The sequence below is a fragment of the Pseudomonas sp. TCU-HL1 genome (assembly GCF_001708505.1).
Taxonomy (GTDB): Bacteria; Pseudomonadota; Gammaproteobacteria; order Pseudomonadales; family Pseudomonadaceae; genus Metapseudomonas.
Window position 1 is genome coordinate 3,039,418 of record NZ_CP015992.1, and the last position, 22,700, is coordinate 3,062,117.

Below are 22,700 nucleotides of genomic sequence, written 5' to 3' on the forward strand. Positions count from 1 at the left end.
TCAGCGGTGGTCCTGCCAGATCTGCGTAGAGGCCTGCAGCTGCGTCTTCACCCAGTTGCTGAAGGCCTGTACGGCAGGGCGTTCGGCCTTTTGCGGGTCGGCGACCAGGTAGTAGCCGCGATGGGAGTCGATGGCTATCTCGAACGGGCGCACCAGCAGACCACGGGCCAGGGCATCGCCGCTGATCAGGTTGTCGCCCATGCCCACGCCCTGGGCGGCGATGCACGCGGATTGCGCGCAATGGGCATCGGAGAAGACGATGCCGGTGCCGGCATCCACACTCGATGCGCCAGCGGCAGCGAGCCAGACTCTCCAGTCGCTGTAGTCGCTCATGTGCAACAGGGGGAATCCGGTCAGTTCCTGGGGGCTTTTCAGACCGCCCAGGGCGTTGATCAGGCGCGGGCTGCACACCGGGAAGAAGCGCAGGGCGACGATCTGTTCCACCGACATGTCGGGCCAGTCGCCAATGCCATAGGCAACGAAGAGGTCGACGTTGGTGTTGCTGACGTCGTCCGGCGTGCGTGGCGAGATCAGTTGCAGCTGGACCTGCGGATACTCACGCAGGAAGCCGCCGATGTGGTGGCACAGCCAGTAGGTGGCGAAGCCCGGGTTACAGCTGACGCAGAGGCGCCCGGAGATTTCCTGATCGTCCAGGCGGCGGCTGGCTTCGTCCAGGTTGGAAAGGATGCGGTGTACCTCCCGGGCGTAGCGTTCGCCACGGTAGGTGAGACCGATGCCCCGGCCGACGCGCTCGGTCAGGGCGAAGCCGAGGCTCTCTTCCAGGCTGCTGATCTGGTGGCTGATGGCACTGCGGGTGAGGTTCAGCTCATGGGCGGCGGCGGACACGCTGCCCAGGCGGGCGACGGCGTCCAGGGCACGCAGGGCGGTCATCGAGGGGAAGCGCATGGCGGCTCCGGATTACTGGGTGTTGGGTGAAAATATCTAAACATTAGTGGCGAAATAAATCGATTGTTGTATCGCTGGACTCAACAATACTAGGGCCGGTCCACCGCTGGCCCTGCACGGACGGGCCCGGTCACATCATCAAGGAATCCCTTCATGTACGAGCCCAAGCAATTCGCCCTGGAATGGGTGGCGCAGCAGCACAAGACCCTGTCGGACTGGCACCAGGTTATCTGGCATTACGCCGAGCCTGCGTTCCGGGAGTACAAGTCCTGTGCCTGGTACGTGGAGTTGCTGCGCAAGGAAGGCTTCGAGGTGGAAGAGGGTAGCGGTGGCATGCCGACGGCCTTCTGCGCCACGTTCAAGAATGGCGAGGGCCCGGTGCTGGCTACCTACGGCGAGTACGATGCCGTGCCTGGCAATTGCCAGGCCGCAGCGACCCGCAAGATGCCGCGCGACGGCCTGTCGCGCTTCGCCCCCGGCCATACCGACCCGCACTCGGCGCTGGGTATCAGTGCCCTAGGTGGCCTGCTCGCGGCCAAGGCGGCGATGCTGGAACACGGTATCCAGGGCACCCTGAAGTTCTTCGGCGAGCCGGCGGAAAAGCTGCGCGCCTCCAAGCCGGTGCATGCCGCCAAGGGTTACTACGACGACATCGATGCGGCCATCAGCTTCCACCCCACCTACATGCTGCCGCTGAACAACACCACGACCTGGGATACCCATTGCGGTATCGCCTACGCCTACATCTACACCTTCACCTGCGATGAGCCGCAGAACTGGATCGCCTCGGACAAGTACAGCCCGATTCCGCAGAACCACCTGGCGGCCCGCGCACCGGGGGCCAACGATGCGCTGGTGCACTTCTACACCCTGAACGAGAGCCTGCGCCGTTCTACCCTGCCGTTCACTGGCCTGTGGAGTTACAACGAGGCCATCCTTACCGCTGGCCAGGCGACTGCGGACAACCTGCCGCCGCACATTTCGCAGATCCAGTACCTGCTGCGCTGCGACTCCATCGAGCAAGCCGAGACCATTGCCCAGGTGATGGACAACAACGCTGCCGCCACCGCGCTGGCGACCGGTTGCCAGTGGAAGAAGACCTGGGTGTGCAAGTCCCGTGGTGGCCTGCCCAACCACGTGATGGCCCAGGCTACCTACGACAACCTGGCCCTGGTCGGCGCGCCGCGCTGGGGCAATGAAGCGATCGAGATCGCCCAGGAAATCCAGGCCAACCTCGGTCTGGAACCCATGGAGAAACCCTTCCTGCCGGCCACCGAGGAGCTGATCGAGCCGCAGGAGTGCGAACGCCAGATGCGCCTGCAGATGCCAGCATGGCAGAAGCACCTGACCTCCGACGACTACCCGGAATACACCTGGCATTGCCCAACCGTGCGCCTGCTCGTAGCGCGGCCGATGCTGTCGGCGCCGGCTGGCTACACCTATCCCGACTGGGTGGCCAACGCCCTGGGCGGCATCCGCCAGACCATCGACCCGATGATCCAGGTGGCGGCGAAGACCATCGCCGCGACCCTGGTGGACCTGCTGACCCGCCCGGACTTGCTGGCTGCCGCCCGCGCCGAATTCGTCGAGCGCACCGGTGGCGGTATCGGCGGCAGTCGCTGGCAGGCGCCGTTGCTGCCGAAGGATTTCCAGGCTCCCCACCGCTATCGCTGGCCGGAGTACATCCGCACCGTGCGCGGTGAGGAATGGTGGATTCCCGCGCGCGACGACGAATGAAACAGCGGCGCGCCTGCGAGCCGGGCGCGCCCGCATCACGGTTCCAACGATTCAAGACTGACTCTGCCAAGACGGGTGGAAAGCCCGCGCTTATTCCGAAGAAGGTGTCACTGCCATGGGTAACCCTACCGATTACCGCTCCAGCAATGTTCCGGGCCAGACCGGCGCCGCCGATCTGGTACTGATCAACGGCCGCATCTATACCGTGGACGAGGCCAATCCCTGGGCCGAGGCCGCGGCCATTCGCGGCGGGCGCTTCGTCGCGGTGGGGGCAACTTCCGATATGGGCGATCTGATCGGCCCGCGTACCCAGGTGCTGGACCTCAAGGGTCGCTTCGCCATGCCGGGCCTCTATGACATGCACACCCACCCGGACCTGAAACTGGCGCCCGGTTATGCGGGCTACCTGGAAGTGGGCGTGGAAGACCCGACCCCGGAGCAGGTGCGCCAGGCCATCGTCGACTACGCCGCTACCCATCCCGGTGATGGCTGGGTCTATGGCCAGTACTTCGTGCGCTACACCTTCAAGCAGGCTGGCCTGGTCCCGGATCGTGCCTGGCTGGACAGTGTTCTGCCAGATCGCCCGGTGGCCATCCTCGACCGTTCCTGGGGTTGCATGATGGTCAACTCCAAGGCCCTGGAACTGGCCGGTATCGATGCCGAGACGATGGACCCGCGCCATGGTTACATCGAGCGCGACAGCGTCACCGGTGAACCCACCGGCATCCTCGTCGACGGCGCCTACGCGCTGATGCACGCCGCTATGCCGCCCACTCCGCAACACGCACTCAAGCGTGCCTACCGCGAAGGTGTTTGGTTCCAGAGCGGCCATGGCGTGGTGGGCACCAAGTTCGTCCATGTCTGCGAACATCGCCTGAACGCACTGAAAACCATCGACCAGGCCGGTGAGCTGTCGGTGCGGGTCGAGGCCGCCATCAGTTGGCAGGACGACATCTTCCCGGTGAAGCGTCGCTGGGAGCTGCTGGCAGGCGAGCGCCACTACTACCGCAGCGCCCGACTCAACGCCAATGCGGTGAAGTTCCACTTCGACGGCACCCACGAATCCCGTTCGTCCTACCTGTCCAGCGCCTGGCCGGGTGACACGAGCTGGCGCGGTCATCTCAACATGACCCCGGAACACATCACCGACATGGTGGTGGACATGGACCGCAGGGGCATCCGCGTGATCGCCCACTGCACCGGCGACGGTGCGTCGGACCTGTTCCTGGATGCCGTGGCCGAAGCGCGTCGGCGCAACGGCTACAGCGGTGTGCGCCACCAGTGCGCCCACAGCACCACGCTGCTGGACGCCAACCTGCCGCGCTTCGCCGAGCTCAACGTCACTGCCGAGTTCTCCCCGGTGGGCTGGTTCCCATCCTCCTTCGCGAACGCCCGCGCGGTGTTCGGCGAAGACCGGATGCAGCGGGCGTATAACTTCAAGGGTGTTCTGGAGCATGGCGGCGTGGCGGTCATGGGTACCGACTGGCCGGTCTCCAGCATCAACCCCTGGATCGGCTTCGAGGCCATGGTCACCCGCGAGAATCCCTACGGTGAGGAAGAGGGCCGGTTCTATGGCAGCCCCATCAGCCTGGAGCAGGCCATTCGCGTAATGACGCTCAATGGCGCCTGGTGCATGGGTATCGAAGACAAGGCGGGCTCGATCGAGGTGGGCAAGTCCGCCGACCTGATCGTGCTCGACCGCAACCTGTTCGAGGTGACACCCAAGGGCAACATCCATAACACCCAGGTGCAGTTGACCCTGCTGGAAGGCGAAGTGACCTGGGACCGCCATGGCGAATTCGACGACACCCGCCATGTCGCAACCTGGCGCTTCGAGCTGCCGAACTTCTGATGTAAACGGCCAGGAGACAAGCCCGTGAGCAGACTCGCCCCCATTCCCGTGACCCTGGTTTCGGGCTTTCTCGGCGCCGGCAAGACGACCTTGCTGAACCGCATCCTCAACAGCGACCACGGCCTGCGCATGGCGGTGATGGTCAACGACTTCGGTGCCATCAACATCGACAGCCAGTTGATCGTCAGCCAGACCCAGACCACCGTCAGCCTGGCCAACGGCTGTATCTGCTGCACCGTCGAGAGTGACCTGATTGAACAGCTTGGTCGCCTGCTGGATGACTGCCAGAACCGGCCCGAGTACATCGTGATCGAGGCGAGCGGGGTGTCCAATCCGGGCAAGATCGCCAACACCCTGCGTTACCCGCAGTTCCGCGACGTGCTCGCCATCGACAGCATCCTGACGGTGGTGGATGCCGAGCAGTTCGGGCAACTGGACGGTGAGATGGCGCAGCTGGCGATGGAGCAGCTGGATGTGGCGGACATCATCGTGCTGAACAAGGTGGACCGGGTCAGCCGGGAGCAGCTCGACACTCTCAAGGCGCGCTGGCTTTATCCCAAGGCCCGGTTGCTGGAATGCGAGTACGGCGAGGTACCGCTGGAACTGGTGCTGGGCGTGGGGCAGTTCAAGGCGGGGTGGAGTTTCAAGCCCGCTACTACGCCCTCGGCTTCAGTGCTGGCGAGTGTTCAGGGCCAGGATCACTCGGCGATCTTCGATACCTGGAGCTTTTCCAGCGACCGGCCCCTGTCGCTCAAGGCCTTGCGCCAGGCGTTGGCGGCGCTGCCGGCGGACATCTACCGCGCCAAGGGGGTCTGCCAGGTCGCGGAGGCACCCGGCAAGCGCTGCATCCTGCACCTGGTGGGAAGCCGCAGTGAGATCAAGCCGGAAGACGGATGGGAAGGCAGGGAGCCTTATACCCAGTTGATCTTCATTGGTCGACGCGGGGCAATCGACGCTGCGCAGATGCAAGCGACGTTCGAGAAGTGCGTGGCCTGACCTCGGCTCTGCCTGTGACGATTCGAGTCAGCGAACCAGCAGGATGCTGCCGGTCCCGTAGGGTGCGCCGCGCGCACCGTGAGACGGACTCGGAGTCGCCACCATCGCCTCGGTGCGCATAGCGCACCCTACTGCTGGGTACGTTGGTGGAATCAGCTGGGTGCTGCGTATGACGATGGCCCCCTTATAGGGGGCAAACACAAGTCCACGTTCTACGAGCGTGGATGTTTACTCACCAAGGGCGGCGAAGCAGCCCCAACCGAGCCCAATCGGCAGACCTTCGGCCTGCTTGGCGAATGAATTCGCCCCTACAAAAAAGTGCCGCTCCCTGCCCAACCGTTTATGCACTCCAAAATGAAAGAAGGCGCCCCAGGTGGCGCCTTCTATCTTTCGAGGAGTTGCATACATCGTGATTGCCTGCCTCTGAGCGGATCCGGGATCAGCTGATGCGGTTGGCGCCAGTGCGGTCGGCACCACCTTCGGCAACACGCAGGGACTCGGAGCGCTGGGAGCCGCCTTCGGCGACGCGGAAGGCGTTGGTGTGGTCGGAGCCGCCTTCAGCGACATCGAAGGCTTTGGTGCGGTCGGAACCACCTTCGGCAACACGCAGGGCCTCGGAACGCTCGGAACCACTTTCAGCGATACGGTTGGCGCCGGTACGGTCAGCGCCACCTTCGGCTACGCGGTGGATGCTGGTGCGGTCGGAACCCCCTTCAGCGACGACGGCACCCTGGGGCAGGGCGAAAGCAGCGGTGGACAGGCTGGCGATGAACAGGCTGGCGAGGATTGGCTTTTTCATGTTTGGGCACCTTGGTCAGGGGGGGAATTTCGTCTACGGGGCCCATGTTACGGATATGGTTTCGATGATGAAGTGATGCTGCGTGATGGTTGTCATCGACGCCAATAATAGTTGTATTGAGATTATTAAAAACAATGAGTTACGGTGATTTTCAGGGCGCAATTGCGCAAAGGGGAAAGGCTTTTTACTTTATTCTGAATAATCGATTTATTTGATTTAATTGAGGCGGCAAGAGCGACGGATTGGCCTGGAAAGGCTAAAGGGCCCGTTCTAGAGCGGTGAGGTGAAGCAGGAGGGGTAGGAGCGAGCCCTGCTCGCGAAAGGCTTCCGTTCGCGAGCAGAGATCGAGGGGTTCGCCTGGGGGCTGTGTATCAGCGCTTGCCCATCGAACGGCGCGAGCCGCGTGGCGCCGGACCGGGGCGCTGGCCGCGGTCGTACCCCTTGAGCGTCTGGTGCCAGGGGATGTTCTGTTTTTTGGGCGTGGCCGGAACGGCGGTCTCAGCGGTCGGGGTTTCCTGGGGCTGGGCGTCGGCCTGGTCGAGGTCTTGGCTGGTCATGGTGCTTCTGCTCTGTACGGGCTTGGCCCGCAGGCGGGCCGGAGGCGCGCATCATACACCAGCCGGCCTCCGGGCGCTCCCGGAGGCCATTGCGTCCATTCAGGATGCCTGCTGGAAGCCTTCGCTGGCGTGCTTGACGCGATGGTCGACGTGGTTGATGGCCGAGAGTATGTGCTCCGGATCGGTCAGCGCTGGCGCCATGGTCCAGCGGCCAATGGGCTCGTTGCCGATGCGTACCATGCCGGTGTGGGTCAACTGGTTGCCATCCACCAGCGGGTCGACATCGTAGAAGCCCAGGGCGTAGCGCAGGTCGAGGATGTCCTGCGGGTCGCCGGTGAGGAACTGCCAGCCGGGGCCTATGTGGAACTTGTCGACGTATTCCTGCAGGTGCTGGGGTTGGTCCAGCTCGGGCTGCAGGGTGATCGAGTACATGAAGACATCCCGCCCAAGACGTGCGCCGAGCATCTGCTGGACCTTGCGCAGGTTGGCCGTGGCCGTGGGGCAATTGCGGCCGCAGCTGGCGTACATCATGTTCAGCACCACCACCTTGCCGCGCAGCAGGTCTTCGAAGAACTCCACTTTCCGTCCCTGGTGGGTGAACAGTGTGGGGTTGGGGAAGCGGCCCTTACCTGCCTGGGGTTTCGGCTGGCTCGCCGCGGCGGAGCCCAGGGCGCCCAGGGCCAGCCCCAGTACGCCGGCGCCGAGTCCGCCGATCAGGTTTCTGCGAGTGTTCATGAATTCATCCTCCCGCCGACGCTATTCGATATCGAAGCGCAGCATCATCGCGTGGTCTTCGTGGATCAGGTTGTGGCAGTGCATCACGTACTTGCCGACGTAATCGCGGAAGCGAATCAGGACCCGGATGGTTTCGGCCTGGTTGATCACATAGACGTCCTTGCGCCCCTGTTCGTGAGGCGGGATGGGTTGCGACACGCCATTCTTGATGCGCGCGATGATGCGACCTTCTTCCAGGTGGATGTGGATGGGGTGCGACCAGCCGTTGTCGGTGTTTATCAGCTCCCAGATTTCGAAGCGCCCCTTGGGCACCTTGAAGCGCGGCGCATTGATGTTCACGAACTGGCCGTTGATGGTCCACATGTTGTTGGAGCGCTCGAAGAGGAAGCGGCGCACCGGCGCGGCGGCGATCACCGCAGGATCGATAGGCGGAAGCGGGCGCAGGTAGGCCGGTACCTGGCTGAGGTCCTGGGACGTTGGCCAGCGGTCCACGACGATTTTCAGTACGCGCACGCCTGGGTCCTTGATGTCCTTCGGTCCACGGGTTTCTTCCTGGCGCATGCGGTTGACCAGGTAGAGAGTCGTGCCAATCGGGTACTTGGAAAAGTCCACCACTATGTCGGCGCGCTCGGCCATGCCGAGGGTGATGCTTTGCTGGTTGAGCAGGGGCTTGGGCAGCAGGTTGCCGTCGTTGCCGATGTAGGTGAAGAGCTGCTTCACGTTGTTCGGACTCACCAGGGAGAAGGCGTAGAACAAGCTCGGGCCGGCATTGAGCAGGCGGAAGCGATAGCGCCGCGCGGCCACCTTGAGCACCGGCTCGATCATGCCGTTGACCAATACCTTGTCGCCTAACACCCCTTCGGGGTTGATCTCGTCGTAGTAGAGCTTGCCGGCGGCGTCGAATCGGCGATCAGTGAACATCAGCGGGTAGTCGTAGGGATGGCTGGGCAGGCGCAGGGCACCTGGCGTCGCGTCGGCCTCGTCGCCGGAGTCCAGGTGGTCGTAGAGCAGGTAGAAGCCGGTCAGCCCCCGATAGAGGTTGGGTGATGTGAAGTCCAGGGTGTGGTCGTGATAGAAGAGGGTGCCCAGTGCTTCGTTGGGGTCGCCGCTGCCCCCCTGCATGCTGTTGAAGCCAGCGTAGGCGTTGGGATACAGGTGGTCCTTGAACCTGCCGGGTGCCGTCAGGGCGGGGCCGGCCTTGATCAGGCTGTAATAGTCGCCGGGGAAGCCGTCGCTCTCCGAGCCGCAATGCAGGTTGTGCAGGTGGGTGGCGATTTCCGGCGTGCCAAAGCCGGTGTGGTTTGCCGGTAGCTCGTTATGGATGCGGCAGATCACCGGGTCGCCATAGTGAGCCATCACGGTGGCGCTGAACTCGTTGGCCGGTGTGTTGACGGCACGGTACGCCCAGACCTTCTGCTTCGGGTACGCCGGGTTGAATACCCAGTCGCGTTCCTGGGCGCGCAGCTCGTAATACTCGGCGTTGGGCCGGAACCTGGCCCAGAACTGGTGCGGCTTGCGTCCGGCTTCGCCACCGGTGACATTCGCCACTTCGGTGGGGGCGGGGGTGAGGTAGGGCGTGCTGGCGGCAGGCACGATCTGATTGGGTAGCTGCATCACCCAGGGCGTCGTCGCAGGGCTGGGCGGCAATATCGGGACCTCGGCCCGGCTGTCCGGCGCGCGCAGGATGGCGGGCGCGGCTACGGCAGCGACCGACAGCTTGAGGAAGTCGCGCCGGGTGTCGTCCACCAACCTGTCGTTCTTGTTATGCGGTTCTCGCGGGTCTTTTCCTTTCATGGGTGTGCTCCACCTCCCCACAGCGAATTCGCGCGAACGGCCCGCCTTGGATGCAGTGCTCCAGGGCTGATTTTCCCCATCCGTTTGCACGAAGGTGCTGGCCGCCATAGTGAGTCTGCTCACGCAGCCAATGCGCCAATAAGCCGACTAAAGACCTCGCACTTAGCGAGTGCAATTTGCGAAATGCCAATAATTCGCCGCCAGTGCTGGTCAGTGGCTTCTGGCTCTAGGTGTGGCGCTGAGTGTTTCGGAATGTTTCGCGAAGACGGGCGGCAGGGATTGGAGGGCAGGCGGTAGAGCGGTTGGAGCGGGGTGGATGCGACCGGAAAAGAGGGGGAATTCCGGTCGCGTGCACGCGGGTTACTTGTACTTGTCGTGGAACAGGGCGATCTGCTTGACGGGCTTGGGTTCTTCCTTGCCGAGTACGTAGACCACGCGCTGGCCGTCGGGGCCGCCGCCGATGTCGACATAGCTGAAGGTGGGCTCGCCGATCTTGTACATGTCCATCATGTCGCCGTAGCGGCTGAACACATAGATGACGCCTTCTTCGTCGCGCAGTTCGCCATAGAAGGGCTGGGCCGGAGGCAGGCTGACATCGAGGAAGCGTTTGGCGGAGAGGGTGCTCGGGTTCTTGCCCTGGTCGGCGGCTTTCAGGACCAGCACGATGTCGCGGCCGAAACCGTCTTTCTTGCCGGCGCTCTGCTTGACGGGTGCGGCACCGCTCTTCACGAATTCGCGGTAGGTGGCGTAGTCGTCGAAGACGAAGAGTTCTTTCTCGGTACGAATCTGGTACCAGTCTTCGTTGTCCAGGGCTACCGGCTTGGCCGGCGCCGGCGCTTGCATGGCGCAGGCACCGAGGGTGGCGGCCAGCAGGGTGGCTGCCAGGGGCTTGATCAGGTTCTTCTTGTGGTTCATCGGAGGTCCTCCCCAGGAAAGTTGAGCAGAGAATCTGCCTGCGGCGGATGACCGGCTGATGACGGGATTGTGTCGCTCAGATGAATGGCACAAGGCTTTGTATTTCAGTTGGTTAGAAACACTTCTTCAAGTCGGCCGATTTCTGCGGTCCCCCAGCTGAACACACGGCGCACCCTACGGCCGACGTTGTGCTCCCGGGTGAAGAAAAAGGGTGAAGACAGGCGTCTTCACCCTTCAAGGCCCCGCCGTGGCAGGGCAGTCGAGGGACGTTGTATCAGCCGCGGTAGTAGCGCTGCGGTACGAAGGGGGCCTTGGCGACTTTCATGGGGACGCGCTTGCCGCGTACCAGGGCCCAGACTTCGCTGTCCAGCGCGGCGTGGCTGGCGGCGACGTAGCCCATGGCCACCGGCGCGCCCAGGCTGGGGCCGAAGCCGCCACTGGACACGCGGCCGATGACTGTGCCGCCGGCATCGACGATCTCGGCGCCTTCGCGCACCGGGACGCGCTCCTGGGGCAGCAGGCCGACGCGCTTGCTGGGCACGCCATCACGCTGCTGGGCGAACACTTTGCCGGCGCCGGGGAAGTTGCCGGCGCGCAGGCCGTCGGCGCGGCGGGCCTTGGAAATGGCCCAGGTCAGGCTCGCTTCGATCGGGGTGGTTTCGCCGGTCATGTCGTGGCCATAGAGGCACAGGCCGGCTTCCAGGCGCAGCGAGTCGCGCGCGCCGAGGCCAATGGGCTGGACTTCCGGCTGGGCCAGCAGGCTGCGCGCCAGGGCTTCGGCCTGGGCCACGGGTACGGAAATCTCGTAGCCGTCCTCGCCGGTGTAGCCGGAGCGGCTGACGAAGCACTCCACGCCGTCCAGGCGCACGCTGGCGAACTGCATGAAGGTCATCTTCTTCACCTCCGGGGCGAGGCGGCCCAGCACCTCGGCGGCGGCCGGGCCTTGCAGGGCGAGCAGGGCGCGGGAGTCGAACAGCGACTCGATCTCGCATTGCTCGCCGAGGTGCTGCTTGAGGTGAGCCAGGTCCTGATCCTTGCAGGCGGCGTTGACCACCAGGAACAGCTGGTCTTCGGCCAGGCGGGCGACCATCAGGTCGTCGAGGATGCCGCCATTTTCATCAGTGAACATCGCATAGCGCTGCAGGCCCACCGGCAGGTCGAGGATATCGACCGGCACCAGGCTTTCCAGGGCGCGGGCGGCGTTCGCGCCACGCAGGACGATCTGGCCCATGTGGGACACGTCGAACAGGCCAGCCTGTTCACGGGTGTGCAGGTGCTCCTTGAGCACGCCGAGGGGGTACTGCACCGGCATGTCGTAGCCGGCGAAAGGCACCATGCGCGCGCCGAGTTCGAGGTGCAGGGCGTGCAGCGGGGTTTTGGCGAGGTCGGTCATGTAAGGCTCCAAAGCGAGAGACGGTGCGGGTTGGGGCGCCCCTCTCCCCCGGCCCCTCTCCCTGAAGGGCGAGGGGAGACAAGCTCCCTCTCCCGCGTGCGGGAGAGGGCTGGGGAGAGGGCGCTCTTCAGCATTCGATGATGTTCACGGCGAGGCCGCCGCGGGCGGTTTCCTTGTACTTGCTCTTCATGTCGGCACCGGTCTGGCGCATGGTGCGGATCACCTTGTCCAGGGAGATGAAGTGCTGGCCGTCACCGCGCAGGGCCATGCGCGCGGCATTGATGGCCTTCACCGAGCCCATGGCGTTGCGCTCGATGCAGGGCACCTGGACCAGGCCGCCGACCGGGTCGCAGGTCAGCCCGAGGTTGTGTTCCATGCCGATCTCGGCGGCGTTCTCCACTTGCTGCGGGGTGCCGCCGAGGACTTCGCACAGCGCGCCGGCAGCCATGGAGCAGGCCACGCCGACCTCGCCCTGGCAGCCCACTTCGGCGCCGGAGATGGAGGCGTTCTCCTTATAGAGGATGCCGATGGCGGCGGCGGTGAGCAGGAAACGCTCGACGCCGTCGTCGTTGGCGCCGGGCACGAAGCGGCTGTAGTAGTGCAGCACGGCCGGGACGATGCCCGCCGCGCCGTTGGTGGGCGCGGTGACCACGCGGCCGCCGGTGGCGTTTTCCTCGTTCACCGCGAGGGCGTAGAGGTTGACCCAGTCGAGCACCGACAGGCTGTCCTTGAGGTTGGCCTCCGGGTGTTCGCTGAGCTGGCGATAGAGCGCGGCGGCACGGCGTTTCACCTTGAGCCCGCCGGGCATGATGCCTTCCTTGCGGCAGCCAGTGGTCACGCAGTCCTGCATCACTTGCCAGATCTTCATCAGGCCCGCGCTGGTTTCCTCAGGGGTGCGCCAGGCCTTCTCGTTCTCGCGCATCAGGCCGCTGATGGAAAGCCCGCTGGCGGTGCAGTGGGCGAGTATGTCCCTGGCGGTCTTGAAGGGATAGGCGAGCGGCGTGCGGTCTTCGACGATGCGGTCGAGGCCGGCGGCTTCCTCGTCGACGACGAAGCCACCGCCCACCGAGTAGTACTCGCGCGAACGGATCTGGATGCCGGCGTCGTCGAAGGCGCGGAAAATCATGCCGTTGGGGTGGTAGGGGAGCGGTTTGCGAATCATCGCCAGGTGCTCCTTTTCCACAAAGTGAATCGACTTTTCCCCGCCCAGGCACAGCATGCCGCTCTCGCGGATGGCTGCCAGGCGCTTGTCGACGCTTTCGGTGTCGACAGTGTCAGGCTGTTCGCCTTCCAGTCCCAGCAGCACGGCCTTGTCGCTGCCGTGGCCCTTGCCGGTGGCACCGAGGGAGCCGTAAAGCTCGACTTTCAGGCGTTCGGTGTCGGCCAGCAGGTTCTCCCGACGCAGGCCCTCGACGAAGCGTGCGGCGGCGCGCATCGGGCCCACGGTGTGGGAGCTGGAGGGGCCAATGCCGATCTTGAACAGGTCGAAGACACTGAGGGACATGTCGCGCTCCTGAGCATGCGCTCGGCTCTTTCTTATTAATCAGCGTAGACAGCCCGGCGGATCGGGCCTTGCGGACCGACCGCCGAGCATCCTTTTCTTGTCCGGTCGCCGTGGGAGCGAATTCATTCGCGAATGAATTCGCTCCCACAGGAAACCCGGCCGGGGCCGGGCTTGCCATCAGGCGTCCTGGTAAGCCTCGATGGACGGGCAGGCGCAGACCAGGTTGCGGTCGCCGTAGACGTTGTCCACGCGACCCACCGGCGGCCAGTACTTGCCGTCCACCAGGCTGGCGCTGGGGTACACGGCCAGTTCGCGGCTGTAGCGGTGGGTCCACTCGCCGACCAGTTCCTGGGCGGTGTGCGGGGCGTTCTTCAGCGGGTTGTCGTTGGCGTCCAGTTCGCCGTTCTCCACCGCGCGGATTTCCTCGCGGATGCGGATCATGGCCTCGCAGAAGCGGTCCAGCTCTTCCTTCGACTCGCTCTCGGTGGGCTCGATCATCAGCGTTCCCGGCACCGGGAAGGACATGGTCGGGGCATGGAAGCCGAAGTCGATCAGGCGCTTGGCGACGTCGTCGACGCTGATGCCGCTACTGTCCTTGAGCGGGCGCAGGTCGAGGATGCACTCGTGGGCCACCAGGCCGTTGCTGCCGGTGTAGAGCACCGGGTAGTGCTCTTCCAGACGGCGGGCGATGTAGTTGGCATTGAGGATCGCCATCTGGGTGGCGTGACGCAGGCCTTCGCCGCCCATCATGCGGATGTACATCCAGGTGATCGGCAGGATGCTGGCGCTGCCGAAGGGCGCGGCGCTGACTGCCCCATGCTTGCGCTCCAGGTGGCCGTGGCCGGGCAGGAAGGGCGCCAGGTGCGCCTTCACGCCGATCGGGCCGACGCCCGGGCCGCCGCCGCCGTGGGGGATGCAGAAGGTCTTGTGCAGGTTCAGGTGCGAGACGTCGCCGCCGAACTGGCCCGGGGCGCAGAGGCCGACCATGGCGTTCATGTTGGCGCCGTCGATATACACCTGGCCGCCGTTGGCGTGGATGATGTCGCAGATTTCGCGGATGCCTTCCTCGAACACGCCGTGGGTGGACGGGTAGGTGATCATCAGCGCGGCGAGGCGCTCCTGGTGTTCCTCGGCCTTGGCCTTGAGGTCGGCGATGTCGACGTTGCCACGGGCGTCGCAGGCGGTCACCACCACGCGCATGCCGACCATGCTGGCGGTGGCCGGGTTGGTGCCGTGGGCCGAAGACGGAATCAGGCAGACATCCCGCTGCCCCTCGCCCCGGCTCAGGTGGTAGGCACGAATGGCCAGCAGGCCGGCGTACTCGCCCTGGGAGCCGGCGTTGGGCTGCAGGGACACGGCGTCATAACCGGTGGCCTTGCACAGCATGGCTTCCAGTTCGGTGGTCAGCTCCTGGTAGCCGGCGCTCTGCTCGGCGGGCGCGAAGGGGTGCAGGGCACCGAACTCGGCCCAGGTGATGGGAATCATCTCGCTGGCGGCGTTCAGCTTCATGGTGCAGGAACCCAGCGGGATCATGCTGCGGTCCAGGGCCAGGTCCTTGTCGGCCAGTTTGCGCAGGTAGCGCATCAGCTCGGTTTCCGAGTGATAGCGGTTGAACACCGGGTGGCTGAGGATGGCGGACTGGCGCAGCAGGGCGGCGGGCAGGCGGCTGGCGACGCTGGCGGCCAGTTCGGCGAAGGCGGGCAGGGCCTGGCCGTCGGCAAAGAGGGCCCAGAGCTGCTCGATGTCGGCCTGGGTGGTGGTTTCATCCAGGGACAGGCCGAGGCGCGCGGCGTCCACTTCACGCAGGTTGATCTGCTGGGCGCGGGCCTGGGTGTGCAGATCAAAGGTGCGGGCGCCGGTGGCCAGGGTCAGGGTGTCGAAGAAGGATTCCTGCTCGACGCTGACGCCCAGCTGGGCCAGGCCCTGGGCCAGGATCGCGGTCAGCTGATGGATGCGCTGGGCGATGCGGGTCAGGCCCTGCGGGCCGTGGTAGACGGCGTACATGCTGGCGATGTTGGCCAGCAGCACCTGCGCGGTGCAGATGTTGCTGGTGGCCTTCTCGCGGCGGATGTGCTGCTCGCGGGTCTGCATGGCCAGGCGCAGGGCCGGCTTGCCATGACGGTCGATGGACACGCCGACCAGGCGGCCCGGCATGTCGCGCTTGAAGCTGTCGCGGGTGGCGAAGTAGGCCGCGTGCGGGCCACCGAAGCCCAGCGGCACACCGAAGCGCTGGGCGCTGCCCAGGGCGACGTCGGCACCGAACTCGCCGGGCGGGGTCAGCAGGGTCAGGGCCAGCAGGTCGGCGGCGACGGCGACCAGGGCGCCGGCGGCGTGGAAGCGAGCCACCAGCTCGCGGTAGTCGAAGAGGTCGCCGTTGGCGGTGGGGTACTGCAGCAGGGCGCCGAAGTAGGCGCTGGCGTCAGTGATCTCATGCTCGTCGCCGATCACCACCTCGATGCCCAGCGGCTCGGCGCGGGTCACCAGCACGTCGAGGGTCTGCGGGTGGCAGTGCTGGGAGGCGAAGAAGGCGTTGCTGGCCTTGTTCTTCGCCAGGCGCTTGCAGAAGGTCATGGCTTCGGCGGCGGCGGTGCCTTCGTCGAGCAGGGAGGCGTTGGCCACCGGCAGGCCGGCAAGGTCGCTGACCAGGGTCTGGAAGTTCAGCAGGGCTTCCAGCCGGCCCTGGGAGATTTCCGGCTGGTAGGGGGTGTAGGCGGTGTACCAGGCCGGGTTTTCCAGCAGGTTGCGCAGGATGGGGCTGGGGGTGTGGCAGGGGTAGTAACCCTGGCCGATGTAGCTCTTGAACAGCAGGTTCTTCGCGGCGATGGCCTTGATCGCGGCGAGGGCTTCAGCCTCGCCCTGGCCCGCCGGCAGGTCGAGCACGCTGGTGCCCTTGATGCTCTCGGGGATGACGCTGGCAGTCAGGGCTTCGATGTCCTCGTAGCCGAGCAGTTGCAGCATGGCCTTGGTATCGGCCTCGCGCGGGCCGATGTGGCGGGCAATGAATTCGTTGGTGGTGCCGAGGGCCGGGGTTGAGAGGCTCATGGTCATTCCTCAGCCGTTGGCTTTCAGCAGGTTTTCGTAGCCGGCCTGATCGAGCAGGCCGTCGAGGATGCTGGTGTCGGCCAGCTGCATGCGGAAGAACCAGCCCTTGCCCAGGGGTTCTTCATTGACCAGCTCGGGGCTGTCGGCCAGCTGCTGGTTCACTTCAACCACCTCGCCGTCCAGCGGCATGACGATGTTGCTGGCGGCCTTCACCGATTCCAGCACGGCGACTTCTTCACCCTGTGCGTAAGCCTGCAGCTCCGGGAGTTGAACGAAGACCACATCGCCCAGCGCGTCCTGCGCGTACTCGGTAATGCCGACGGTGACGCGACCGTCTTGTTCAAGGCGCAGCCATTCATGGTCGGCGGTGAAACGTAATACGCTCATTTTTGGTCCTCAACTCGTATGACGCGCCTGTTTCTTTTGCCAGGCGCTTAGCCCCGCACGCGGTCATTGCCGCGCGCTGTTGCCGGGCCTTTAGCAAGGGCAGTGCCAGGTGTATGTATGCCTTGTAAATCAAGGCTTTTTGATGGTTTGTTGAGGGAAAGGGTGATGGCTTCTGTAGCGAAATCGCTACGGGGTGGCGAGCGCTTTTTGCGGAAATGGGTGAAGAGTCAGTAATGGCGCGGGTTCTGGCTGGGTGTTGCGGAATCGTTACGCTGTAGCGATGTCGATACACGGCGCATCTGTTAACTCTATAAATCGAATAAAAACAATTATTTATAGTTTTTATGTGATGCTTTCTATTAAGAGGGTAAGTAGGGTGCGCTGTGCGCACCAGAGGCGCCGGTACGGATTCCGGAATCGGTGCGCATGGCGCACCCTACGGGGTAGGTCGGCCTTGCGTACGATGCAGATTTCGCACCTGCATCATCAGAAGTTAAATCGAGTAAAAATTGTTATTTATCAGTTATATATACGATTTATCTAGAATTTATATCAGGTTTTTCCAGGAATCCCGTACTTGCGCAGGCGGTGGGCGATGGCGGTGTGGGAGGTCTGCAGTCGGGCAGCCAGTTGGCGGGTCGAGGGGTAGGTGACGAAGAGCTTTTCCAGCAGGGCTCGCTCGAAGTTCTCCACGGCTTCTTCCAGGCTGTTCACCTCGCCATCGCGTTCCCGCGCCACGGCCGTGCCGGCAATGTCCAGGTCGCCGATTTCCACCAGGCTGCTTTCACAGATGGCCGCTGCGCGGAAGATCACGTTCTGCAACTGGCGCACGTTGCCCGGCCAGCGGTTGCCCAGCAGCGCCTGGAAGGTGCCGGGCGCCAGGCGGCAGGCTGGGCGCTGGATCTGGGTGCAGGCTTGCTGCATGAAGAAGCGGGCCAGCAGCAGGATGTCCTGGCCGCGCTCGCGCAGGGGCGGCACTTCCAGGTTGAGGACGTTCAGGCGGTAGAAAAGGTCTTCGCGGAAGGCCCCCTCGCTGACCATCTTCTCGAGGTTGCGGTGGGTGGCGCTGAGGATGCGCACGTCCACCTTGACCTCGCGGTCGCCGCCCACGCGGCGGAAGCTGCCGTCGCTGAGAAAACGCAGCAGTTTGGCTTGCAGGTAGGGCGACATCTCGCCGATCTCGTCAAGGAATACCGTGCCCTGGTGGGCCAGCTCCAGCAGGCCGGGCTTGCCGCCGCGTTGGGCGCCGGTGAAGGCGCCAGGGGCGTAACCGAACAGCTCGCTCTCGGCCAGGTTCTCAGGGAGGGCGGCGCAGTTCAGTGCCAGGAAGGGCTGGTTGCGACGGGTGCTGGCGGCGTGGCAGGCGCGGGCCACCAGCTCTTTGCCGGTGCCTGTCTCGCCCCGGATCAATAGTGGCGCATCCAGCGATGCCACGCGCTGGGCGCGGGCTTTCAGCGTGGCCATGGGGGTTGAATCGCCCAGCAAGGCGTCGAAGCCTTCGGCCGCATGGTCGTGATGCAGGGCCGACAGGCGTTCGCCGATGCGGTTGGGCTGATAGAGCGTCAGCAAGGCACCGGCCAGGTGGTTGCCTTCGGTAATGGGCACGGCGTCCAGCAACAGTGTCTGGCCCTTGAGGGTGATTTCGCGCAGGGGAAGGCGGAAGCCTTGCTCCAGCAGGGCGCTGTGCAGGCGGTCGTCACCGAACAGTTGCGCCAGGAACTGGCCTTCCGCCTGGGCGCCATAGAGGGCGATCAGCGCCGGGTTAGCCAGCAGGATGCGGCCATCGCCGTCCACGGCCAGTACCGGGTCGCTCATGGCGGCCAGCAACGCGTCCAGTTGCAGATGCCGGCGCTGGCCGGGAAGGATGTCCACCACCGTCACTTCCTGCACGCCTTGCACGGCATGCAGGGCTTCGCGCAGTTCGTCGAGCACCTCGGGGCTGAGCGTCGGGGCGTCGATATAGACGTTGGGCGGCACCATTTCCACCGCGTCCAGGTTGAGGTTGCGGCCGCCAAGCAGGGCCAGGACCTCCTGGGTGATGCCGACGCGGTCGATGAAGGTGACGTGAATTCGCATGGAGACGCAGGGCTGGCGATTTGAAGGGGCGAATTATGCCCGGTCTGTCGTCCTTAGGTAACAGGCTGTCGCCGTTGTAGTAACCCTGCATTACCCCGCAGGCGAGCGCATCGAGTCGGGTGGGGACGCTTCACGCCCCTGCAAGAAGCAGTCGCCCGCCGAGGTTTTCCATTTTCCATGAAAAAGCCCCGCATTTTGCGGGGCTCTTCGTTTGCGGCTGTTTCATCAGCAGGTCAGCGCTTTTTGTGCCCGGTCGATCACATTCTGCAAATTACCGGCATCGCCGTAGTGCTCCGGGTACAGGCGCTCGCTGTGGCGGGCGACACCGAATTCATTGACCACGGTGAAGCTGAAGTTGCCGTTGCGTGCGGCGGTGATGTGGCAAGTGAACGGCGCAAAGGCGTGGGTCAGGGTGCTGATTGCAGCTTGGGCTTGATGATGGATAGTCATCGTGTTGCTTCCTTCGTATTGCGGCCAATCGGCCGCCAGACAAATGGCTCCGAATCCGCCAGGCAAACGGTCTCTGGTCGGATGATCCTTATCGGAGCAAGGGTGCCGGCACTAAGTTCCCGTCGGGGATCTGGCTCTGGCAGCTGGTACATGGGATGCCAGGTGCTGCGCCGGGCAAGGGTCTGGCCTGGCTGGCAGTCCTGGTCAATCTATCGCGTGCTCATGACAGCTTTACTGCATCGCCAGGAGGCGTGAGTGTGGTCGGTGAGTCGGCGGGGTGGCCAGGTCCCTTTGGGTGGGCCGCTCTGGTTGGAGTGGCGAGGGATCGGAAGACCGGATTGACTTACAACTTGGTACTAACGGCAGCGACCCTAGCGGATCACCCGGCAAAAATCAAGCCAATTAATGACTTTGTGGTAACTGGCTGATGTTGATCTCGGTGACCAGGGAGGTTCGCGCCGGCGGGGTGCGGGCGAGCAGGGGGCAGAAACGATCCAGCGACTGGATCAGGTCCCATTGCAGCTCCAGGTCGTGGCCGAGCCCGGTGACCTGGTCCAGCAGGCCGACCGAAGCCGCCTGCAGGTTGCTGTCGGTGGAACTGGCCAGATGGGCGGTGACCTGTGCCAGCAGCGTGGTGATGGCGGTCATATTGCGAGTGGTGAGGGCCAGGATGTTGGCCAGCAGGGCAATTTCGCTTTGCGGTATTTGTTGTTGTTGGGGAATCTGGTCCATGCGCGCTCCGGTAGGGCCGCCAGTCCATATGGCGTTGCGCCATTATCGCTATGAGGTGAGCGTCGCAACGATGGGGTCACGTCGATGATCCGTGCTGGCAAAAATCTGATTGGCGCGTAGGAAATTAGCCATAGTTCAAAAGAATTGGCCGTAGGAACTGATGGACTAAGTCCAAAGCAGCATTGCCGCTCCTTTGGTCGCGATCAAAGCTAGCGGGGTTTCCTCCTTGGTGCCTGGCCTGTCATGCCCCCTCTTATCGAGTCTTCGGAATCGCAACGGCCGCTGGACCTGTACCTGGCCAACGGCTTGCGCGTGCGGCGGGTGCACCTGCCTGGCGCCTGCCTGGCGGCGGCCCTGATCGAAGTGCGGGGCGGCAGCCATGATGAGCCGGACGCTTTTCCCGGCCTGGCTCACTACCTCGAACATCTGGTGTTTCTCGGCAGCCGTGGATTCGCCGCGGGCGACGGGCTGATTCCCTTCGTCCAGGGCTTGGGCGGCCGGGTCAATGCAAGCACCCGGGCGCGCCGCACGCGGTTCTTCTGCGAGGTGCCGGCGGCGCACCTGGAGCAGGCCCTGGAGCGTCTGGTCGACATGCTCGCCCATCCCTTGCTGGATGAGGCTGCGCTGTGGCGTGAGCGCGAGGTGCTGCAAGCGGAATACAGTGCCCGCGCGCGTGACCCGCAGACCCTCTGCGAGGCCGCCTTGGCCTGGGCGCTTGCCCCTGGCCACTCACTGGCGGCCTTTCATGCGGGTAACGCCGCCAGCCTGGCGCTGGAGTCGCCAGCGTTCATCCCGGCGTTGAGGGCATTCCATGGCGACCACTATCAGGCCGGGCGCATGTGCCTGACCCTGGTGGGGCCGCAGCCTCCGGACGTGTTGCTGGCGCTGGCGCGCCGTCATGGCGACGCGTTGCTAGCGGGAAGACCGTTAGCCGAACCCGTGCCGCCGCCGTTGCAGCCGCTGCGGGCGAACCGTCTGCGCCTTGGCGTGCCCGGAGGTTCAGGAAGGCTGGTGCTGTCGTTCGTGCTCGACGATCAGGGCGACGGGCTGGAGATGGCCGTTTCCGTGCTTGAGAGGTTGCTGGTCGATGAGTTCCCTGGCGGCTTGCAGGCGCGTCTGGGGGCGCTTGGTCTGAGCGATGGCCTGCGCCTGCGGCTGCCTTATGCCCATGCTGGTCAGGGCTTGCTGGTGATGGAACTCGATCGGGTCGAAGGCGCCGATTGCGCGCAACTCGAGGCCGAGGTCCTGAGCTGGCTGGAGTTCCTGCGCGTTGCACCCTTGTCGGCATTCTGGGAGGACCGGCTGGCTGATCTGCGTCGACATATTTACGATCAGACGCCGCTTGAAACCGCACTGGCGCCGGAGCCTGCCCAACTGGCCGATCTGTGTTCGCTGCTCGGGCAATTGCGCGCAGAGCGCATGATTCGTCTCGAAACCGGCAAGTTCCATGGGGCGCCCTGCGTCGACTCGGCGGGATTTCGCCTGGAGCTGGAGTGCCTGGACGTTGGCCCCGGAAAGTGCTCCGACGCAACATGGCGATTGCCGCTGCCCAATCCTTATCTGAACCTGCCGGTCAGCATGCCCGCGAGGGCGTCGAGAGTGCTCGTGCTGCCAGGTCCGGCGAGTGCTGCCGGGCAAGGCGCCCTCTACCTGCGCTGGTCGCCCACCGAGCACGGGCTCCCGCAGGGGCTGGCCCACGGCTTGCGGCGTGCACTGCGGCCGATCCTCGGCGCGGCCGGAGAGGCTGGCCTGAGGGGCGAGTTGCAGGCGGAGCAGGGGGGACTGTCCTTGGCCCTGGTGGGCAAGGCGAATGTGCTGCGACGGGTCGTCGACGATTCACTGGCCGTTCTGCAAGCGCCTCCGCTTTGGGCGCTGGACCAAGGGCCACGCCTGCAGCAAGACGCCCAGCGTCGCGAGGCCGGGGAGCTGCCTATCCGCCAACTGCTGCAGCGCCTGCCGGATCGACTGGCAGGCGGGACCAATGAAACCGCTGCCGTATTCAGCCCCGAGGACTTGTCAGGCTTCTGGCGGCGGGCGCGTTGGCAGGGGCTCGGAATCGGGGACGTGGCGCTGGATCGCCAACTGCCCGGCCTGCCGGCACGCGCCAGGATTCAGGCCGAGGAGGGTGGACGGTTCTGGCATGCCCTGGAGGGTGAGGGCGAGGCCGCGCTGCTGATGTTCTACCCCCTCGAGCTGCCGACGCCGGAAGACGAAGCGGCCTGGCGCCTGCTGGGCCGCTTGATGGAGCCTGCCTTCCATCAGCGCCTGCGCGGCGAGCTGCAATTGGGGTACGCCCTGGCCTGTGGCTTTCGGCAGGTCGGCCGGCAGCGTGGCTTGCTGTTCGCCATCCAGTCGCCGCGGGCGTCGGTGGCTGAACTCTTCGAGCATATCGAGGCGTTCCTCGCGCAACAGCACCTCAGCTTGGCGCAGCTGGATTCGAAACGGCTGCAGGAGCTGGCCCGTTCCCTGGATCAGCAACTGGCGCGTCAGGCCGCGAGCTTCCCCGAGCATGCCCGGCAGTGCTGGCTCGACCGCTTGTCAGGGCTGGCGGACGACCACCTGGAGCGTGTGCGCCAGGCCCTGACAGGGCTATCGCTGCAGCGGCTGCTGGAACAGCATGGCCGACTGACCGCAGCACGCGCGTGCCACGCCCTGGCCAATGCCGAATCCCCCTCGCCCGAGTGGCGAACTCGCCCCTGATTCCCTCTGCCACCCCCTTCTGACGGACGAGCTCGAAAGGGCCTCGTCCTTTCGTGCCTGCGTGTCGGTCTGCAGGCGTACGACCTAAGCCTCGTCCAGTCGTACGCCTTGTCGGCGCGACTCCC

General features: G+C 64.7%; 17 protein-coding genes. 4 read left to right on the forward strand and 13 right to left on the reverse strand.

The features are described from left to right. Positions 1-906, reverse strand: a complete 906-nt coding sequence (locus THL1_RS14045; protein WP_069083841.1) for a LysR substrate-binding domain-containing protein — start codon at positions 904-906, stop codon at positions 1-3. Between the two features lie 153 nt (positions 907-1,059). On the opposite strand from THL1_RS14045, the gene THL1_RS14050 reads away from it, so the two are divergent. The 3 genes from THL1_RS14050 to THL1_RS14060 all read left to right on the forward strand — a co-directional run bounded on the left by THL1_RS14050 (position 1,060) and on the right by THL1_RS14060 (position 5,491). Beyond that, complete coding sequence (locus tag THL1_RS14050) at positions 1,060-2,643, forward strand: peptidase M20 (protein WP_069083842.1); 1,584 nt, start codon at positions 1,060-1,062, stop codon at positions 2,641-2,643. A gap of 115 nt (positions 2,644-2,758) precedes the next feature. Then, positions 2,759-4,495: an amidohydrolase gene (locus THL1_RS14055; RefSeq protein WP_069083843.1), complete on the forward strand. Its 1,737-nt coding sequence runs from the start codon at positions 2,759-2,761 to the stop codon at positions 4,493-4,495. Between the two features lie 24 nt (positions 4,496-4,519). Further along, a complete protein-coding gene (locus THL1_RS14060) occupies positions 4,520-5,491 on the forward strand; it encodes a CobW family GTP-binding protein (protein ID WP_069083844.1) in 972 nt (323 codons plus the stop codon). Positions 5,492-5,930: 439 nt separating this feature from the next. Here the strand turns inward: THL1_RS14060 and THL1_RS14065 are convergent, their stop codons facing one another. The 12 genes from THL1_RS14065 to THL1_RS14120 all read right to left on the reverse strand — a co-directional run bounded on the left by THL1_RS14065 (position 5,931) and on the right by THL1_RS14120 (position 19,875). Next, entirely contained in the window at positions 5,931-6,290 is a 360-nt protein-coding gene (locus THL1_RS14065) for a hypothetical protein (RefSeq protein ID WP_069083845.1), read from the reverse strand. Positions 6,291-6,661: 371 nt separating this feature from the next. Next, on the reverse strand, positions 6,662-6,847 hold the full coding sequence (locus THL1_RS14070) for a hypothetical protein (protein ID WP_069083846.1): 186 nt from the start codon (positions 6,845-6,847) through the stop codon (positions 6,662-6,664). Between the two features lie 99 nt (positions 6,848-6,946). Beyond that, positions 6,947-7,582, reverse strand: coding sequence for an SCO family protein (locus THL1_RS14075; RefSeq protein WP_069083847.1), 636 nt, complete (start codon positions 7,580-7,582; stop codon positions 6,947-6,949). A 21-nt stretch (positions 7,583-7,603) separates the two neighbouring features. Further along, positions 7,604-9,376, reverse strand: a complete 1,773-nt coding sequence (locus THL1_RS14080) for a multicopper oxidase family protein (protein ID WP_083245884.1) — start codon at positions 9,374-9,376, stop codon at positions 7,604-7,606. 360 nt (positions 9,377-9,736) lie between these two features. Continuing rightward, a complete protein-coding gene (locus tag THL1_RS14085) occupies positions 9,737-10,291 on the reverse strand; it encodes a hypothetical protein (protein WP_069083848.1) in 555 nt (184 codons plus the stop codon). A gap of 274 nt (positions 10,292-10,565) precedes the next feature. Continuing rightward, the gene (gcvT, locus tag THL1_RS14090) at positions 10,566-11,684 is read right to left on the reverse strand and encodes a glycine cleavage system aminomethyltransferase GcvT (RefSeq protein WP_069083849.1); all 1,119 of its coding nucleotides are present in this window, start codon (positions 11,682-11,684) and stop codon (positions 10,566-10,568) included. A 127-nt stretch (positions 11,685-11,811) separates the two neighbouring features. Continuing rightward, entirely contained in the window at positions 11,812-13,188 is a 1,377-nt protein-coding gene (locus THL1_RS14095) for an L-serine ammonia-lyase (RefSeq protein ID WP_069083850.1), read from the reverse strand. A gap of 177 nt (positions 13,189-13,365) precedes the next feature. Further along, complete coding sequence (gene gcvP, locus THL1_RS14100; protein ID WP_162493735.1) at positions 13,366-16,236, reverse strand: aminomethyl-transferring glycine dehydrogenase; 2,871 nt, start codon at positions 16,234-16,236, stop codon at positions 13,366-13,368. A 3-nt stretch (positions 16,237-16,239) separates the two neighbouring features. Then, a complete protein-coding gene (gene gcvH, locus THL1_RS14105; RefSeq protein ID WP_069083852.1) occupies positions 16,240-16,617 on the reverse strand; it encodes a glycine cleavage system protein GcvH in 378 nt (125 codons plus the stop codon). 552 nt (positions 16,618-17,169) lie between these two features. Further along, positions 17,170-18,693, reverse strand: coding sequence for a sigma-54-dependent transcriptional regulator (locus tag THL1_RS14110; RefSeq protein WP_069083853.1), 1,524 nt, complete (start codon positions 18,691-18,693; stop codon positions 17,170-17,172). A 225-nt stretch (positions 18,694-18,918) separates the two neighbouring features. After that, the gene (locus THL1_RS14115; protein ID WP_069083854.1) at positions 18,919-19,143 is read right to left on the reverse strand and encodes a hypothetical protein; all 225 of its coding nucleotides are present in this window, start codon (positions 19,141-19,143) and stop codon (positions 18,919-18,921) included. A 402-nt stretch (positions 19,144-19,545) separates the two neighbouring features. Next, positions 19,546-19,875 (reverse strand): hypothetical protein, encoded by a 330-nt coding sequence (locus THL1_RS14120; protein WP_069083855.1) that lies wholly within the window; start codon positions 19,873-19,875, stop codon positions 19,546-19,548. A 243-nt stretch (positions 19,876-20,118) separates the two neighbouring features. On the opposite strand from THL1_RS14120, the gene pqqF reads away from it, so the two are divergent. After that, a complete protein-coding gene (gene pqqF, locus THL1_RS14125) occupies positions 20,119-22,575 on the forward strand; it encodes a pyrroloquinoline quinone biosynthesis protein PqqF (protein ID WP_069083856.1) in 2,457 nt (818 codons plus the stop codon). The last annotated feature ends 125 nt before the right edge of the window (positions 22,576-22,700 follow it).